This window comes from Anaeromyxobacter sp. Red801 (assembly GCF_049201065.2).
Classification (GTDB): Bacteria; Myxococcota; Myxococcia; order Myxococcales; family Anaeromyxobacteraceae; genus Anaeromyxobacter.
Genome location: NZ_CM181236.1, coordinates 4,387,056 through 4,403,261 on the forward strand (window position 1 = coordinate 4,387,056; position 16,206 = coordinate 4,403,261).

At 76.6% G+C, this 16,206-nt stretch carries 11 protein-coding genes and 1 pseudogene; 3 read left to right on the top strand and 9 right to left on the bottom strand.

Annotated features, from left to right (window positions below; all coding sequences use genetic code 11):
- Nucleotides 1–92: 92 nt before the first annotated feature.
- The 5 genes from ACOQFB_RS20180 to ACOQFB_RS20200 all read right to left on the bottom strand — a co-directional run bounded on the left by ACOQFB_RS20180 (nt 93) and on the right by ACOQFB_RS20200 (nt 6,353).
- Entirely contained in the window at nt 93–2,666 is a 2,574-nt protein-coding gene (locus tag ACOQFB_RS20180; protein ID WP_421610902.1) for a S8 family serine peptidase, read from the bottom strand.
- Between the two features lie 111 nt (nt 2,667–2,777).
- Nucleotides 2,778–3,239, bottom strand: a complete 462-nt coding sequence (rlmH, locus tag ACOQFB_RS20185) for a 23S rRNA (pseudouridine(1915)-N(3))-methyltransferase RlmH (RefSeq protein ID WP_059439179.1) — start codon at nt 3,237–3,239, stop codon at nt 2,778–2,780.
- Nucleotides 3,236–4,339, bottom strand: a complete 1,104-nt coding sequence (locus ACOQFB_RS20190; protein WP_059439178.1) for a glycosyltransferase family protein — start codon at nt 4,337–4,339, stop codon at nt 3,236–3,238. Before ACOQFB_RS20190 ends, rlmH begins: the two co-directional genes overlap by 4 nt.
- Nucleotides 4,340–4,476: 137 nt before the next feature.
- Nucleotides 4,477–5,748, bottom strand: a complete 1,272-nt coding sequence (locus tag ACOQFB_RS20195; protein ID WP_494492349.1) for a zf-HC2 domain-containing protein — start codon at nt 5,746–5,748, stop codon at nt 4,477–4,479.
- Nucleotides 5,745–6,353, bottom strand: coding sequence for an RNA polymerase sigma factor (locus ACOQFB_RS20200; protein WP_421610168.1), 609 nt, complete (start codon nt 6,351–6,353; stop codon nt 5,745–5,747). Before ACOQFB_RS20200 ends, ACOQFB_RS20195 begins: the two co-directional genes overlap by 4 nt.
- 170 nt (nt 6,354–6,523) lie before the next feature.
- Between ACOQFB_RS20200 and ACOQFB_RS20205 the strand changes: the two genes are divergently transcribed.
- Nucleotides 6,524–7,975, top strand: a complete 1,452-nt coding sequence (locus ACOQFB_RS20205; RefSeq protein ID WP_421610167.1) for a phytoene desaturase family protein — start codon at nt 6,524–6,526, stop codon at nt 7,973–7,975.
- Nucleotides 7,976–8,208: 233 nt separating this feature from the next.
- Here the strand turns inward: ACOQFB_RS20205 and ACOQFB_RS20210 are convergent, their stop codons facing one another.
- Nucleotides 8,209–8,814 (bottom strand): TetR/AcrR family transcriptional regulator, encoded by a 606-nt coding sequence (locus tag ACOQFB_RS20210; RefSeq protein ID WP_059437687.1) that lies wholly within the window; start codon nt 8,812–8,814, stop codon nt 8,209–8,211.
- A 192-nt stretch (nt 8,815–9,006) separates the two neighbouring features.
- Here ACOQFB_RS20210 and ACOQFB_RS20215 point away from each other — a divergent pair, with 192 nt between their 5' ends.
- Entirely contained in the window at nt 9,007–9,522 is a 516-nt protein-coding gene (locus tag ACOQFB_RS20215; protein ID WP_421610166.1) for a DsrE family protein, read from the top strand.
- Nucleotides 9,523–9,546: 24 nt separating this feature from the next.
- Here ACOQFB_RS20215 and ACOQFB_RS20220 read toward each other — a convergent pair whose 3' ends face one another.
- Together ACOQFB_RS20220 and ACOQFB_RS20225 are read right to left on the bottom strand one after the other, a co-directional pair.
- A complete protein-coding gene (locus ACOQFB_RS20220; protein WP_421610165.1) occupies nt 9,547–12,711 on the bottom strand; it encodes an efflux RND transporter permease subunit in 3,165 nt (1,054 codons plus the stop codon).
- A 148-nt stretch (nt 12,712–12,859) separates the two neighbouring features.
- Nucleotides 12,860–13,870 (bottom strand): annotated as a pseudogene (locus tag ACOQFB_RS20225) (efflux RND transporter periplasmic adaptor subunit); the annotation flags it as partial.
- A 245-nt stretch (nt 13,871–14,115) separates the two neighbouring features.
- On the opposite strand from ACOQFB_RS20225, the gene ACOQFB_RS20230 reads away from it, so the two are divergent.
- On the top strand, nt 14,116–15,285 hold the full coding sequence (locus ACOQFB_RS20230) for an endonuclease/exonuclease/phosphatase family protein (RefSeq protein ID WP_421610163.1): 1,170 nt from the start codon (nt 14,116–14,118) through the stop codon (nt 15,283–15,285).
- Here the strand turns inward: ACOQFB_RS20230 and ACOQFB_RS20235 are convergent, their stop codons facing one another.
- Nucleotides 15,286–16,197, bottom strand: a complete 912-nt coding sequence (locus ACOQFB_RS20235; RefSeq protein ID WP_494492350.1) for a hypothetical protein — start codon at nt 16,195–16,197, stop codon at nt 15,286–15,288. It abuts the gene before it with no gap.
- Nucleotides 16,198–16,206: the final 9 nt, after the last annotated feature.

Below are 16,206 nucleotides of genomic sequence, written 5' to 3' on the forward strand. Positions count from 1 at the left end.
TGTTAGGCATCCGGCCGCTCCGCCTCAAGGAACATCGGCCCGGGCGGCGCCGGAGGCAACGCCGCCCGGCCCGGGGGACGCGCGCGGCGCCGCTAGCGCAGCCCCGCCACGCCCTTCGGCGCCGGCTGCCGCGCGAACGCCCGCGGGCCCGCCGGCGGCCCCGCGGCCGCGCCGCCCGGCGCGACGGCCGGGTCGAACGCGACGCTGAAGTCGAGGTCGGAGCGCGGTCCGCTCGCGCCGAGCGGGGTCAGGACGCCCAGCGTCGGCCACGCGCCGCAGGCCTCGCCCGCGTCGCAGATGTAGCCGTCGTTGTTCATGTCGCTGCCGGCCACGAGGTAGTAGGTGCCGGCGGACACGCCGTCGAGGCGGAACGCGTAGCTGCCGCCCGAGGCGGCCCCGTCCCACTGCTTCACCAGCTCGACGCCGCTCACGCCGTCGCGGACCAGGAGCACGTAGAGGTACCCGGCGTCGCCGGCCGCCGCGGCGGCCCCGACCTGCAGCGTCACCGGGATGACCACCGGATCGCCGGAGGACGGCGTGAAGGTGATCCGGGCGGTGTAGCGCCCGTCGGCGAGGCCGGTCCGGTCCACGGTGGCCGTGTACGCGCCGAGGCCGCTCGCGGCCGCCGGCGGCGAGAGGGTGAGCCACGCGGCGTCGTCGGAGACCGCGGTCACGGTGAGCGCGCCGTCCCCGACCTGCGCCGCCTGGAGCTGCAGCGAGCCGTCCCCCGGCCCGAAGTCGAGCCGGCCCGGGGTCACCGACAGCGAGGGCGGCAGGGGCGCGCCGCAGGTCGCGCCGGCTGCCTGCACCGCCTTCAGCGCGTCGATGAGACCCCAGCCGAACGTGTCATCGCGGCCGGGCGTCCCGAGGTCGCGGGTGAGCTGCCCCCCGTTGTCCTGCAGGAGCTGATCCACGGTGGCGGGGGCGAGCTGGGGGCAGACGGACTTCATGAGCGCCATCACGCCGGCCACGTGCGGCGCGGCCATGGAGGTGCCCTGGTAGAAGGCGTAGATGGGCTCGCGCGTGCCGGTGGTGTCCTTCACCAGCGTGGAGAGGACGCCGTCGGCGTAGCCGTTGCCGTCGAGGTCCACCGCCGTGTTGCCGCCGGGCGCGGCGAGATCGATCGTGCTGCCGGTGTTCGAGTACGGCGCCTTCGCGCCCTTCATGTCCACCGCGCTCACCGAGAGCACGCCCGCGTACGCGGCCGGGTAGCCGGGCGCCGACGAGGCCTCGTTGCCCGCCGCGGCGACCACGATGACGCCCGCGTTCCGCGCCGACGTGTAGACCGCCTGCTCCGTGGAGGAGAAGCAGCCCTGGCACCCGAGGCTGAGGTTGATCACGGCGGCGCGGGTGGCCGGGACCGTGCCGGAGTCGTTGGCGAGGCCGGCCGCGTAGCGCACCGCCTGCATGATGTCGTAGGAGGTCCCGCCGCCCACCCCGAGGGCCCGGAGCGGCATCACCCGCGCGTTCCACGCGACGCCCACGACGCCCTTGCCGTCCGCGGCCGCCGCCACCGTGCCCGCCACGTGCGTGCCGTGCCAGGAGCTGCCGCCGAGGGTGGCCGCGTCGCCCGGGTCGTCCGGGTTCGGGTCGATCCCGTTCCCGTCGTTCGCCATGGTGGGATCGCGGATGAAGTCGTAGCCGGTGACGAGCTGGCCGGAGAGGTCGGGGTGGGCGAGGAACACGCCGGTGTCCACCACCGCCACCACCGCGCCCGCCACGCCGGTGGTCAGATCCCAGGCCTGCGGCAGCGAGATGAGCGGGTAGTGCCACTGGTACTTGTAGTACGTGTCGGTCGGGACCAGCGCCGGCTGGAACACGAAGTTGGGATCGGCGCTCTCCACGTCGGCCCGGCGGCGCAGCGCGGCGATGGCGCGGAGCGTGTCCCACTTCTCGGCCAGCACCGGGTCGGCGGCGGCGCCGAGCGCGTCCGGCGCGAGCGGCTCGACGCCGAGCGCGGCGAGCGCGCGCGCGCGGGCCTCGGGGCCGGACATCGAGAGCAGCGCGGCGCGGCCGCGGGCGCCCGCCAGCGCGGTGAGCCCGAGCGCCGCGGCCCGCTGCGGGAGGTCGCCGGCGGCGGCCACGCCGAGCGCGTCGTCGCGGAAGCGGACCACGATCTCCCCGGGGACGAACGGCAGCGCGAGGCGCGGCGCCGCGCCGGCGACCGCCGCGGCGCCGTTCACGCCGAGGGTGAGCGCGTAGTTGGAGCTGCCGGAGGCGGCGGTGACGCGCAGGTAGTACTGGCCGGCCGCGGTGACCGGGATGACCTGGTTCGCGCCCGCGGCGGCGCAGTCCACCACGGTGGCGCCGTCGGAGGCGAGCACGCAGAGCTCGAGCGACGCCGCGGCGTCGGCCACGTCCATCACCACCGTCTGGCCCGCCTCGAGCGCGGCCTTGTACCAGTCCTGCGGATCCGTGCCGGCGCCGGCGAACCCGCCCAGCGTGGTCACCGGCGCGAGCTGCTGCGCCTGCGCGGCCGAGTCGTTCGGCCTCCGCGGCGCGACCGGGTCGGCGACGTCGCCGTCCACGTCCTGCCCGGCGGTGGCCGCGATGTGGCCGGAGAGCGTGAACGTGGTGGGCAGCGGCTGCTGCGAGCCGCCACCGCCGCCGCAGGCGAGGGCGGCGAGGGACAGGGCGAGCGCGGCGGGCGTGCGGAGGCGCGTCATGTGGGCTCCCGAGGTGGTCGGCTCCTTTTCGCAGCGCGGGCGGCGGCGCGCAAGCCCGCCGCCGTCACCCATGGGTCCCCGGCGCCTTCCGGCCCGCGCAGCGCGGCGGATTCACTTGTGGTAGGGCTCGCCGCGGAGGATCGTCATGGCGCGGTAGAGCTGCTCGACGAGCACCAGCCGCGCCAGCCGGTGCGCCAGCGTGAAGCGCGAGACCGCGAGGCGCTCGTCGGCCCGCGCCAGCACCTCCGGCGCGAGCCCGTCCGACCCGCCGATGAGGAGCGCCACGTCCTGGCCGCGCTCCATCCAGCGGCGCACGCGCTCGGCGAAGGCCACGCTGGTGAGCTCGTCGCCGCGCTCGTCGAGCACCACCACCCGCTCGCGCGGCGCGACCTTCGCGAGCAGCGCCGCGCCCTCCTCGCCCTTCGCCCCGGGGGTGCCGGCGAGCTTGCGCGCCTCCGGCACCTCCACCAGCTCGAAGCGCAGGTAGCGGCCGAGCCGCTTCGCGTACTCGTCCACCGCCGGCGCGTACAGGCCGGAGCGATCCCGGCCCACCGCCACCACCCGGACCTTCACGCCCGCGGCTCCCCGGGCGCGCCGCCGCCGAGCGCGCGCGCCAGCACGTCGTCCAGCTTCGCGAGCAGCTCGCGGTTCCCGTCCTGCCGGTAGCGCGCCAGGCCGCGCTCGAGGTCCGGCAGCCGCGCCAGGAAGTCGCCGAGCACGCGCGCGTCGAGGTCGTCGGCGGTGGCGCCGTAGCCGAGCGCCGCGAGGTAGCGCGCGTTCAGCACCTGCTCGAACTGCCGCTTCACCGGGATGGCCAGCATGGGCTTGTGGAGATACACCGCCTCGCTCATCAGCGTGAAGGAGCCGCCCGAGATCACCGCGCGCGCGGTGCGCAGGTCCTCCACGAAGCGGGCCTCGGAGAACGGGCGGTGGACGACGTTGCCCTCGCGCACGTCCGCGGCGAGGTCGCGCCGCAGCCCGTACACGCGGCACTCCACGCCGGCGCCGCGCAGGATGTCGGGCAGCGCCTCGTTGGAGGTCGAGGTCTGGTAGACGAGCAGGTGCGCGCCGGGCTCGGCGCGCGCCGAGAGGATCTCCGGGCGCAGCACCGGCGGGTGCAGGCTGGTGCGCGGCTTCGCCACCGGCGCCTGGAAGAACGTGGCGATGAGGTAGTGGAAGCAGCCGGGGAGCTTCGCCTTCACCACGCCCTTCGCCACCAGGTACTCGGCCTCGTGCCCGGCCAGGATCTCCGGCGGGTGATCGCAGCGGTTCACCGCCTGGTTGTTGTCCACCGAGACGCAGGGCAGGCCGTGGGTGCGCGCGTACAGGTAGCTCCAGGTCTCGAAGTCGGAGACGACCACCTCCGGCCGGAAGGACTCGGTGAGGTCGAAGTAGGCCTTCACGTTGCGCGGCCACCCGCCCGCCACCGCGCCGCCCACGTTCCTCAGCACCGTGCGGAAGTTCCGGACCTCGTTGTCCTCGTAGACGATGGAGAGGCCCCAGATCCGGTTCACGCCCAGGTGATCCCGCTCGCGGGCCTTCAGGTAGTCGTGCGCGCGGCCCGACACCACCACCTGCACGTCGTGCGTGCGGGCGAGGTGGTCGATGACCACCCGCGACCGGACCGCGTGCCCCATCCCCTCCCCCGCCACGCCGTAGAGGATGCGCGCCATGCGAGCAGTGTAGCCCCTCGCCGCGCCGGCCGCCGTCCGGCGCGATCGCGCGGGGCGGCGCCGGGGCGGGGTCCGCGTGAAGGGCGAGCCCGGGGCGCGCAGGGCGGGGTGCGCGCGCCGCCGGCGGGCCCGAGGGATCAGGGTCCGCAGCGCGGGGGCGCGTCCGCGCGCGCGTCCGCGGCGCGGGCGGGCTGGAGCGCGGCGGCGGGGATCCCGCCGGCGGGCGCGGGCGGCCGGACCTCGCGCCAGGGGCCGCCCGCCTCGCGGTAGCGCGCCAGCGCCAGCGCGCCGTCCTCGGCGTAGTAGAGCTCGGCCTCGAAGGCGCGACCGGCGAGCCGGCCGTGGCGGGCGTAGCGCACCACCCGGCCCTCCGGGTCGGTCTCCACCTTGCGCCACGCCTCGCCGTCACATTTCGTGAACGTCACCACCTCGCCGCGCAGGGCGCCCGCCTGCCGGAGCGCGCGCCACCGCGCCGGCGCGTCCGCGCCGGCCGGCGCCTCGGCGGCCGCCTGGGCCTGCCCGCGGGCGGCGGTCGCGGCGCGGCGGGCGCCCGAGGGTGCGGCGGCGGGCTCGGGCTCGGGGGCGGCCTCGAGCGTCGCGACCGGCGCGCGGGCCGCGGTCGACGCGGCGTCGCCCGCCTCGGCGCGGAGCGCGCGCGGGCCCGGCGCGGGCGCCGGGGCGGCGGACGGCGCGGGGGCGACGAACGTCCGCGGCGCGCCGGGCGCCGGCGCGATGAAGGCCTGCGGCGCGGGGGCCACGCCCGCCTCCGGCCCGGCGGCCGGGGCGGCGGACGGCGCGGACTTCGCCGCGGCGCGCGGGCCCGCGACCTCGCGCCGGCGCTCCGGCGCGGGCGGGGCCGCGGGGCGGGCCCGCTCGGCGCGGACCTCGTCCGGCCCGGCCGCGGGCGCGGCGGCAGCGGCCGGGGCCTCCGGCGCGACGGGCACGGCGGCGTCGGGCCCGGGCGGCGCCGCGGGGGCCGGGGCGCGGCCGAGCAGCGCCTCCGGATCGTCACGGAGCGCCGGGCCGGGGTGGAGCGCGAGCAGCCGGTACGAGACCGCCCCCACGGCGACGAGCGCCGCCGCGGAGAGCGCGGCGCCCCAGCTCCACTTCGACGTCCACCTCGACGTCCACGCCGGCAGGCGCCGGCGCCTCGCCCGCGCCCCGGCGGCCTCGCGCGCCGCGGCGAGGAGCACCGCCTCGCCGCGCTCGGGCGCCGGCGCGTCCTCCAGGCCGGACATGAGCGCGCGGGTCCCGCGGATGCGCGCGAGCTCGGCGCGGCAGGCCTCGCACGCCTCCAGGTGGCGCTCCAGCGCGCGCGCCTCGCCGGCCGGCAGCTCGCCGTAGGCGTGCTCCAGGATCGCGTCGTGCAGCCGCGCCCCGAGGCGCTCGTGGAAGCGTTCGTCGCTCATGGTGCCGCGCTCCGGGTCGAGGCGGCGGCGCCCGCGGCCGCCTCCGGCTCCACGCCCATCGCCGCGAGGCGCTCCCGTAGCGCCTCGAGCGCGTAGCGCATCCGGCTCTTCACGGTCGGCTCCGGGGCGCCGGTGATCTCGGCGATCTCCGGGAACCGGAGCCCGGCGTGCTCGCGCAGCAGGAACACCTCGCGCTGCTCGTCCGGCAGCGCGGCGAGCGCCGCCTCGAGGAGCGGGCGGACGAGCGCCGCGTCGGCCGCGCGGTCCGGCGCCGGATCGTCGGCGGCCAGGGCCGAGGCGGCGGGGTCGGCCTCGAGCGAGCTGGCGCGGCGGAACGCCATGCGCCGCGACTCGTCCACCGCCAGGTTGCGGGCCATCGCGTAGAGCCAGGTGCGGAAGCGCGCGCGCGGCTCCCAGGCGCTCGACGCCTTCACCACGCGCAGGAACGCCTCCTGGCACAGGTCCTCGGCCCGGCCGCGATCGCGGGTCAGGCGGAGCAGGAAGGAGAAGATCGGCGTCCGGTGGCGGCGCACGAGGGCCTCGAACGCCCGGGCGTCGCCGTCCCGGAACCGGAGCATCAGCCGCTCGTCGCTCTCGTCCGGCACGCGCGCGTCGCCTGGGCCTCGCCGGGGGAACGCGCGAGGCGGGAAAAGGATCTCGGGCGCGGGAGTGTAGTCGAAACGGGCCGCTCCGGGCGGGGGACCGGGCGTGCGCCGCCGCGCGGTGCGGCGCCGGGTGCGCTGCGCCGGCTCGGCGGGGCCGCTAGGAGGGGGCGGTGCGCACGCCGGACGCGGTGGTGGTCGGCTCGGGGCCGAACGGCCTCTCGGCCGCGGTGGCGCTCGCGCGGGCGGGGCTGCGGGTGCTCGTGCGGGAGGCCGCGGCGACCGCCGGGGGCGGCGCGCGCACCCTGCCGCTCACCCTCCCGGGGTTCCTGCACGATCACTGCTCGGCGGTCCACCCGCTCGCGGTCGCCTCGCCGTTCTTCCGCACCCTGCCGCTCGCGGCGCACGGGCTGCGCTGGATCTCGCCGCCCGCCGCGGTGGCGCACCCGTTCGACGACGGCACCGCCGCGGTGCTCGGCCCCGGGTTCGAGGCGACCGACGCGACGCTCGGCGCGGACGCCCACGCCTGGCGGGCCCTGTTCGCGCCGCTCGCGCGGGAGCTGCCGGCGCTGCTCGAGGAGGTGCTCGGACCGGTGCTGCACCGGCCGCGCCGTCCGCTGCTCCTCGCGCGCTTCGGCCTGCCCGCGCTGCTCCCGGCCGCGCGCCTCGCCCGCGTGCGGTTCCGCGGCCCGCGGGCCCGGGCGCTCCTCGCCGGCCTCGCCGCGCACGCCAACCGGCCGCTCGAGGCCGCCGCCAGCGCCGCGTTCGCGCTCGTGCTCGGCGCGGCCGGCCACGCCGTCGGCTGGCCGTTCCCGGAGGGCGGCGCCGGGGCCATCGCGGCGGCGCTCGCGGCGGCGCTTCGGGCGCGCGGGGGCGAGCTCGCGACGTCGGCCGAGGTGCGCCGGCTCGAGGAGCTCCCGCCCGCGCGCGCGGTGCTGCTCGACCTCACCCCGCGGCAGGTGCTGCGCGTGGCCGGGGCGCGGCTCCCGGCGCGCTACGCCCGGCGCCTCGCCGCGTTCCGCTACGGCCCCGGCGCGTTCAAGGTGGACTGGGCGCTCGCCGGACCGATCCCGTGGCGGGCCGCGGCCTGCGCCGGCGCGGGGACGGTGCACCTCGGCGGCACGCTGGAGGAGATCGCCGCCGCCGAGGCGGCGGTGGACCGCGGCGAGGTGCCGGCGCGGCCGTACGTGCTCCTCGCGCAGCCCACGCGCTTCGACCCGTCGCGCGCGCCGCCCGGGCGCCACGTGGCGTGGGCGTACTGCCACGCGCCGCGCGGGTTCGAGGGCGACCTCACCGCCGCCGTGGAGGCGCAGGTGGAGCGCTTCGCGCCCGGGTTCCGCGAGCTCGTGCTGGCGCGCGCCGTGCGCGGCCCCGCGGCGCTGGAGCAGGACGACGCGAACCTGGTCGGCGGGGACGTGGGCGCCGGGGAGGCGTCGCTCGCCCAGCTCGTCGCCCGACCCGTGCTGTCCGCCGACCCGTGGTCCACCCCCGTGCCCGGGCTCTACCTCTGCTCCGCCTCCACCCCGCCCGGCGGCGGCGTCCACGGCATGTGCGGCTGGCACGCCGCCCGCGCCGCGCTGCGCCACCTCGGCCTCGCCCCCGACCCAGAGTCGTTCGCTCCCTGACCCAGAGTCATTCGGCGACCGCTCATCCCGCTGCGCTGATCCCGACCCAGAGTCATTTCGTGCGCCGACTGCGTGCGGTCGGCGGACCCGGGGTCGCCGTTCGGCCCCGTGAGGTCGCGGACTTGCGCGAGAGGGTCCGCGGCGCGGACGATCTCGCATCCCGCGCGATCAATGACTCTGGGTCGGGAAACGAACGAAACGAACGAGCGAGCGCAGCCGCAGCGGGGAGGAGCTCACGTCCGCGCGCGGCGCGGCCGGCGCGGCGCGCGCGCGGGCACGGCGCCCCGGAGCCCCTCCTGGAGCACCAGCCGGGCGGCCTGCTGCGCGTCATCCACGAACCCGGGTTGACCGGTGACCTGCGCGAGCACCGTGCAGCCCTCCAGGAGCACCTTCAGGGCCCGGGCCAGCCCGCGCGCGTCGGCGGCGCCCGCCTCGGCGGCGAGCCGCTCGATGTACTCGAGCGCGAGCCGCTTGTGCTCGGCCGCCGCGACGTGGACCGGGTCGTCGTGCGCGGCGAACTCGGCCGTGACGTTGATGAACGGGCAGCCGTAGAAGTCCTTCCCGCGAACCCAGTCGCGCACCACGTCGAAGAGCGCGTCAAGCCGGCCCGCCGGCGTGTCCGACGCCCGCTCCACCGCGGCCATGAACGCGTTGCGGAACCGCTCGTCCATCCGGCGCAGCGCTGCGAGCACCAGCTCGTCCTTCGAGCGGAAGTGCCGGTACAGGGTCATCTTGGCCACGCCTGCCTCGGCGAGGACCGTGTCGATCCCCACGGCGTGGCAGCCGTGCCGGTAGAACAGCGCTGCGGCGGTCTCGACCAGCTTCTCGCGCGGGGACATGGCTCGCTCCGGGCCGGGGGCGCGCGCAGTATACCCACCCGTCGCGCCGCTTCACCCGTCTCGGCGGACCGGCCGCACGAATCCGGGCTGGACGCGGTAGACAGATCTGTCTATACCGCGACCCATCGGGTCCGCCCTCCCCCGCCGCGGTGGCGCGCGGGACCGCGGGCCCACTCCCGAGGATCCACACCGATGACCCCGCACCGTCCGCTCCCTCTCCTCGCCCTCGCCGCCCTGCTCACGCTCGCCGCCGGGGCGCCGCTCACCGCGCGCGCCTCCGCCGCGCCCGGGAACGCCGACGCGCTCCGCGGCGCCACCAGCGGCAAGGGCCTGTTCCTCGTCGATCTCGCCGACGGGCCCAAGATCGCCATGTACCTGAAGCTCATCGCAGGCTCGCACGACGGGCTGCGCGCGCAGGGCGTGGCGCCGGACTTCAAGGTCGTCTTCATCGGCCCGACGGTCCGGTTCCTCACCGGCGTGGCGCCGGCGCCGGACCGCGCCGCGGATCGCGCCGCAGCCGCCGAGATCGCCGCCGCGGTGCGGGAGCTGAAGCGCCGCGGTGCGGCGCTGGAGGTCTGCGCGATCGCGACCAAGGTGTTCCAGGTGGAGGACGCGCGCCTCCTCCCCGAGCTCACCGTGGTGGCGGACGGCTTCGTCTCGCTCATCGGCTACCAGGCGCAGGGCTACCACCTGGTGCCGATCTACTGAGCGTGACCCCGCGGGCGGCCGCGGCTACGGCTCCTCCCGCCGCTGCGCCGCCTCGCGGGCGTGCCGCTCGCCGCCGCGCGCGAAGGCGCGGCGGAACAGCCGGCCCAGCCGGGTCCGCCAGCCGTCCATGATCTCGTACACGGTCGGGATCACGAGCAGCGTGAGCAGCGTCGAGGTGATGACGCCGCCGATCACCGCGCGGCCGAGGGGCGCGCGGAAGTCGCCGCCCTCGCCGAGCCCGGAGGCGACGGGGATCATGCCGGCGATCACCGCCACGCTCGTCATCATGATCGGCCGGAGCCGGATCCCGCCGGCCTCGACGAGCGCGTCGCGGATCGACAGCCCGCGCTCCTCCCGCGCCCACTTCGCGAAGTCGATGAGCAGGATCGCGTTCTTCGCCACGATCCCGAACAGCAGGATCACGCCGATGAGGCTCATCAGGTTGATGGTGTCGCCGGTGACGAGCAGCGCCAGCACCACGCCGATGAGCGACAGCGGCAGCGAGAGCAGGATCGCGAGCGGATCGAGGAACGACCCGAACTGCAGCACCAGCACGAGGTACATGAGCATCACGGCGAGCAGCAGCGCCACGCCGATGCGCGTGAACACCTCGGCCTGGTCCGCCGACTCGCCGCCCTGCCGCAGCGTGTAGCCGGGCGGCAGCTTCACCTCGGCGGCGAGCCGCCGCTCGATGTCGTTCACCACCTCCGACAGCGAGCGGCCGGCCACGTTCCCCTGCACGCTCACCACGCGTTGCCGGTCGAGGTGCGAGATCTGCGCGGGGCCGAGCCCCTCGGTGATGCGCGCCACCTGGCCGACGGGCAGGATCCGCGGCGCGCCCTCCCGGCTCGGCAGGATGAGCGGCAGCTGCCGGAGGTCGGAGGCCCGCTCGCGCGCCTCGGGCGCGAGCCGCACCATCACCTTGCGCGTCTCGCCGGTCGGGTCCACCCAGTCGCCGGAGTCGAGCCCGGCGAACGCGATCCGGAGCGACTGCGCCACCTGGCCCACCGTGACGCCGAGGCGGCCGGCGAGGCCGCGGTCCACCTCGACCGCCAGCTCCGGCTTCTGCCCGCGGGTGGAGAGCCCCACGTCCACCGCGCCGGGCACGCCGGCCGCGACGGCCTTCACCTTCTCCGCGAGCTCGGTGAGCACCCGCGAGTCGGGGCCGCGCAGCTCGAGCTGGATCGACTTGAACGCGCCGCCGAAGCCGCTCGTGAACACCGAGATCTCCGCGCCGGCCACCCGCGACAGCTCGCGCCGCAGCACCGCGCCGAGCGCGTCCTGGGAGAGGTCGCGCTCGCGCTTGGGCGTGAGCCGCGCGTAGATGAGCGCCTGGTCCACGCCCGGCGCCTGGAGCGGGATGGGCGTGCCGATCGACGCGTACGTGTACGCGACCTCCGGGTGGCTGCGGAGGATGCGATCGGTCTCCTCCACCTTGCGCCGCGTGTACTCGATGGACGAGCCGGGCGGCGTCTGCACGATGAGGCTCACCTCGCTGCGGTCCGACACCGGCACGAAGCCGGCGCCGCCGAACGCGCCCTGCAGCGCGAACGAGCCGACCAGCGAGAGCGAGGCGAAGACCACCACCAGCCAGCGGTGGTCGAGCGCCCAGGCGACCACGCGCCGGTAGTTGCCGGCCTGCCGGTCGAACCAGCGGTTGAACGCGCCCAGCGCGCGCCCCACCGGCCCGCGCCGCTCGCCCTTCTCGACCTGCGGATCCGGCCAGTAGGCCGACATCATCGGGTCGAGCGAGAAGGAGACGAACAGCGACACCAGCACCGCCGCGGCGATGGTGAGCGCGAACGGCTTGAACCACTGGCCGGCCACCCCGTACATGAACGCGACCGGGACGAACACCGCCACGATCGAGAAGGTGGTGGCGGTGACGGCGAGGCCGATCTCGTCGGTCCCCTTGTGCGAGGCGGTGGTGTGGTCCTCGCCCAGCTCGATGTGGCGGACGATGTTCTCGCGCACCACGATGGCGTCGTCGATGAGGATGCCGATCGCGAGCGAGAGGCCCAGCAGCGACATGGTGTTGAGCGTGAAGCCGAACGCCCAGACGCTCACGAACGCCGCCAGCACCGACACCGGCAGCGCGAGCCCGGTGATCACGGTGGACCGCCAGGAGTTGAGGAACAGGAACACCACCAGCACGGTGAGGAGCGCGCCCTCGATCAGCGTCCGCTGCACGTCGTCCACCGACTGGCGCACGCGCGTCCCGGAGTCCTGGACGATGGCGAGCTTCGCCCCCTCCATGCGCGGCTCGAGCGCCCGCGCGCGCTCCTTCACCGCGTCCGCGACCGCCGTGGTGGAGTAGCCCTTGGTCTTCAGGACCTCGAGGCCGACCGCCTCGCCGGAGTTGAAGAGCGCGAGCGTGCGCGCCTCCTCGGCGCCGTCGAGCACCCTCGCCACCTGGCCCAGGCGGACCACCTGGCCGCCGCGGGTGGCGACCGCCACCTGCTCGAACTCCTCCGGCGTGGCGAGGCGGCCGGAGAGGCGGATGCTCTGCTCGCCGAGCGGCGTGTTGACGCGTCCCACCGGCGCGGCCAGGTTCTGCGCCTGCAGCGCGCCCACCACCTCGGCGGCCGACACGCTGGCGGCGGCCATCGCCTCGGGATCGAGCTGGACGGTGAGCTCGCGCTTCTGCCCGCCCACCAGCCGCACGTCGGCGACGCCCTGCACCGAGCGCAGGTCGCGCGTGACCACCTCGTCGGCGAGCCGCGTCAGCGCCGGCACCGGCAGCGACTTCGAGGTGAGCGTCAGGGTGACGATCGGCTCCTGCGACGGGTCGAACCGGACCAGCACCGGCTCCTCCATCTCGGTGGGCAGGTCCTGGCGCTTCGAGCTGATCGCGTCGCGGATGTCCTGGGTCGCCTCCATCAGGTTCTTCTCGAAGTCGAAGAACACGACGAACTGCGCGAGCCCGTCGGTGGCGGAGGCGGTGGTCTGCTTGCCGTCGATGCCGCTGATCGAGAAGATCGCGTCCTCGATGGGATCGATCACCTCGCGCTCGACCGTCTCGGGCGACGCGCCGGGGTAGACGATGGTGACCGCCACCACCGGCGGCTGGACGTCCGGGAACTCGTCGGTCTTGAGCGTGACGAGCGCCAGCAGCCCGAAGATCACGAGCGCCAGCATCACGGTGATGGTGACGATGGGCCGCTTGATGGCGAAGTCGGAGATGAACATGCGGAGCGCCCGGGCCGGCTAGTTCGACGTCTGCGCGCGCGGGTCCTCGACCACGCGGACCGGGGTGCCGTCGGCGAGCGCGCCGCGGGCCGAGCAGCACGAGCACGTCGCCCTGCTTCACGCCGGAGCGGAACCCCACCGCGCCGGCCACGTCGTCGCGGAGCGCGATCTCGACCGCGACCTTCTGCACCTTGCCGTCCTTCACCTTCATGACCGTCGGCGGCGTGGAGGTCGCGTCGACGGCGGCCACCGGCGCGGCCAGCGCGTCGCTCGCCTGGCTCGCCACCCGCCCCTGCGCGTAGAGCCCGGCGAGCAGCCGGCCGTCGTCGTTGGGCACGTCCACGTAGACGCGCACCTGGCCGGTGGTGGGATCGACGGCGGGGTTCACCCGCTCGATGTGCCCGTCGAAGCGGCGGCCGCCGAAGCCGGTCACCGAGAAGTCCACCGGCGCGCCGGGCGCGACCGCGCCCACGCTCGCCGCCGGCACCGAGCCCTCGAACTGGAGGCGGGAGGGGTCGATCACGGTGTAGAGCGCCGCGCCGGAGGACACCACGTCGCCGGACGAGACGCTCCGCTCGGACACCACGCCCGCGAACGGCGCGCGCACCGCCGTCTTGCCGGCCTGCTGCTCCGCCGCGGCGAGCCGGGCCTTCGCGTCCTCCACCTGCGCGCGCGCCGCCTCGAGCTGCGCGTCGGCGCGCTCGGCGTCCTGCTCGGCCATGGCGCCCTCGCGGGCCAGCGTGTGGGCGCGCCGCGCGCCGGACTCCGCCACGCGCAGCGCGTTCTGCGCCGAGGTCACCGCGGAGCGCGCCGCGCGCACCGCGTCCTGCAGCGCCGAGGCGTCGATCCGGGCGAGGAGCTGGCCCGCCTTCACCCGCTCGCCCGCCTCGACCCGGACCTCGGCCACCGCGCCGCCCACCTCGGCGCGCAGCGTGGCCGCGCGGCGGGCGTGCAGGGTCCCGGCCACCTCGGGACCGGACTGGAGCCGCCGCGGCGACACCACCGCGACGTTCTCCGGCGCGAGCGCGACCGGCGGCTGCTCCTGCGCGGCCTCGGCGGTGCGGCCGCCGCCTCGCTTGCAGCCGGGGAGGGCGACGGCCGCGGCGAGCGCCAGCCCGAGCAGCCTGCATCCGCGTCGAGGTCCGGTGGCTCTCGGCATCGCGTTTTCCTTCCGACGACCTGCCGGGCGATCTCGGCCCGGAACGAGTTACGCTGCGGCCCTCGCGGGCGCTGGGCCCTGCTTGGGCTACCGCGCGGGGGCGAGCCGGGGACCGGGGCTACACCCGCGACGCCACTCCGTCCGGGGCGGCCCGCGCGGCGCGTCGGGCCAGCGCACCGGCGGTGCTACCTTCGCACCTGCGTCCACACACGCCTGGCCCAAGCCGCTCCACGCCGGAGGTGACCATGTCCCGCACCCGCCTGGCCGTCCTCGCGCTCGCCCTGTCCCCGCTGGCCCTGGGCGCCTGCAGCAACGGCGACGGCCTCTCCACCCCGGCCTCCGACGCCGTCCGTGCCCCGACCGCCTCGGGTTCACCCGGCGCGCAGGCCGCCGGCATGGATCCCCATTCCATGGCCGGAGGCAAGAAAATCCTCGGCGTGACCACCCGGAACCTGTACCTCGGGGCGGACCTCGGGCCGGTCATGGCCGCCGGGACCCCGGAGGCGTTCGTCGCGGCGACCACCGCGGTCTGGGCGACGGTACGGGCGAACGACTTCCACCTGCGCGCCGAGGCGATCGCGGACGAGCTCGCCGCCACCCGGCCCGGCCTGGTCGGCCTCCAGGAGGCGTACCTGTGGCGCGTGCAGGACCCGGGGGACTTCCTCGCGGGCGGCACGACCCCCGCCACCACCGTCGCGTACGACTACGTGCAGGACCTCCTCGACGCGCTCGCCGCGCGCGACCTCCACTACGTGGTCGCCGCCGAGGTGACGCTGTTCGACTTCGAGGCGCCGGTGGCGACGGGGCAGGACGTGCGCATGACCGACCGCGGCGTGATCCTGGCGCGGAGCGACGTCACCACCGCGCTGCCCGCCGGCGGCGTGTACGCCACGCTCCTGCCGGTGAACGTGCTCGGCAACCCGGTGCAGGTGAAGCGGGGCTGGGTGTCGGTGGACGCGAAGTACCGCGGCGAGTGGCTGCGCTTCGTCTCGACGCACCTCGAGGCCTACCACGCCGGCGTGCGTACCGCGCAGGCGGCGGAGCTCGCCGCCGCCCTCGCCGCCGAGGCGCGGCCGGTGGTGCTGGTCGGCGATCTCAACTCCCAGCCCGGCACGGAGGGTGAAGCGGTGCTGGCCGGCGCCGGGTTCCGCGACGTGTGGGCGGCGGTGCACGGCGACGCGCCCGGGCTCACCTGCTGCTTCCCCGAGGACCTGCGCGTCGGCCCCGGCGACCCCGGGTTCGCCGACCTGTCCACGCGCATCGACTACGTGCTCGTGCGCGGGCCGGCGCAGCCGTGGAGCGCCGAGGTGGTGGGCGAGACCGCCGCGGAGCGGGTGGGCGGGCTGTGGCCGAGCGACCACGCCGGCCTGGCGGCGGAGGTCCGCGTGACCGACGGGCGGCACGCGGGCGAGTGATCACCGCGGCCCGGGCTGCCGCCTCGGGCGCGTGCCCGCAGCGAGGCGCGGGTCGGCAGGCGCGGCGGCGCGGTCGCGCGCCATGGGCGCGTCGAGGAAGAGGACCACCCCGAAGCGCACGTCGAGCGGCGGCGCGTCCGCGGTGAGCCCGCGATCGGCGGACGCGCGCAGCAGCACCCGCTGGCCGGCCGGCACGTCGGCGGTGAGGCCCAGCACCATGGGGCGGTCGTCGCCGCGCCACCCAGCGTACCCGCGCCACTCGGCCGAGAGCGCGACGCCCCTCGCGAGCCCGGCGCGCAGCGTCGCCCCGTAGTCGAGCGCGTCGTCCTGCCGGCCGTCCGCCACCTGCCAGGCGAGGAAGCCGAGCTTCGCGAGCGCGCGCAGCCGGACCGGCCCCGCCGCCCCGAGGTCCTTGCCGCCGAGCAGGTCGAACACGTAGCCCGGCGCGTTGGTGAAGCGGCGCGCGCCGCGGTCCTTGCCCGAGGTGGACTTCACCACCAGGCGCAGGCCCAGCGCCGGCCGCCACCCCCGCTCCTCCAGCACCAGGAACCGCGCGCCGGCGCGGAGGTCGCCCGGGGACGCGCCCGCGCGCACGCGGGCGCCGAGCCGTGCCTCCGTCGCGGCCGAGGTCCGGAACAGCTCGAACGGCGTACCGTCCAGCTCCAGCGCCGCCACCTCGCGGAACGGCACCGTGAGGCGCACGTAGGGCGTCCCCGCGACGTCCTCCGAGCCGAGGCCCGCGAGCTGGGCGGTGGCGGACAGCTCCAGCTCGGTCCGGTCCCCGATCACGGGGTCCACGTTCCGGAGCGCCGGGAGCGCGTTGTAGCCCATCCGCCCGGGGACGAGGAGCGGGCCCGCGGCGGCCGCCCCCCCGGCGGCGCACATCACCGCCGTGGTCAGCGCTGCGAGCACGCGCGCGAT

Coding starts and splice junctions, on each gene's coding strand:
- ACOQFB_RS20215 (WP_421610166.1), top strand. CDS start 9,007: ATGACCCCGCACCGTCCGCTCCCTCTCCTCGCCCTCGCCGCCCTGCTC.
- ACOQFB_RS20220 (WP_421610165.1), bottom strand. CDS start 12,711: ATGTTCATCTCCGACTTCGCCATCAAGCGGCCCATCGTCACCATCACC.
- ACOQFB_RS20230 (WP_421610163.1), top strand. CDS start 14,116: ATGTCCCGCACCCGCCTGGCCGTCCTCGCGCTCGCCCTGTCCCCGCTG.
- ACOQFB_RS20180 (WP_421610902.1), bottom strand. CDS start 2,666: ATGACGCGCCTCCGCACGCCCGCCGCGCTCGCCCTGTCCCTCGCCGCC.
- ACOQFB_RS20210 (WP_059437687.1), bottom strand. CDS start 8,814: ATGTCCCCGCGCGAGAAGCTGGTCGAGACCGCCGCAGCGCTGTTCTAC.
- ACOQFB_RS20190 (WP_059439178.1), bottom strand. CDS start 4,339: ATGGCGCGCATCCTCTACGGCGTGGCGGGGGAGGGGATGGGGCACGCG.
- ACOQFB_RS20195 (WP_494492349.1), bottom strand. CDS start 5,748: ATGAGCGACGAACGCTTCCACGAGCGCCTCGGGGCGCGGCTGCACGAC.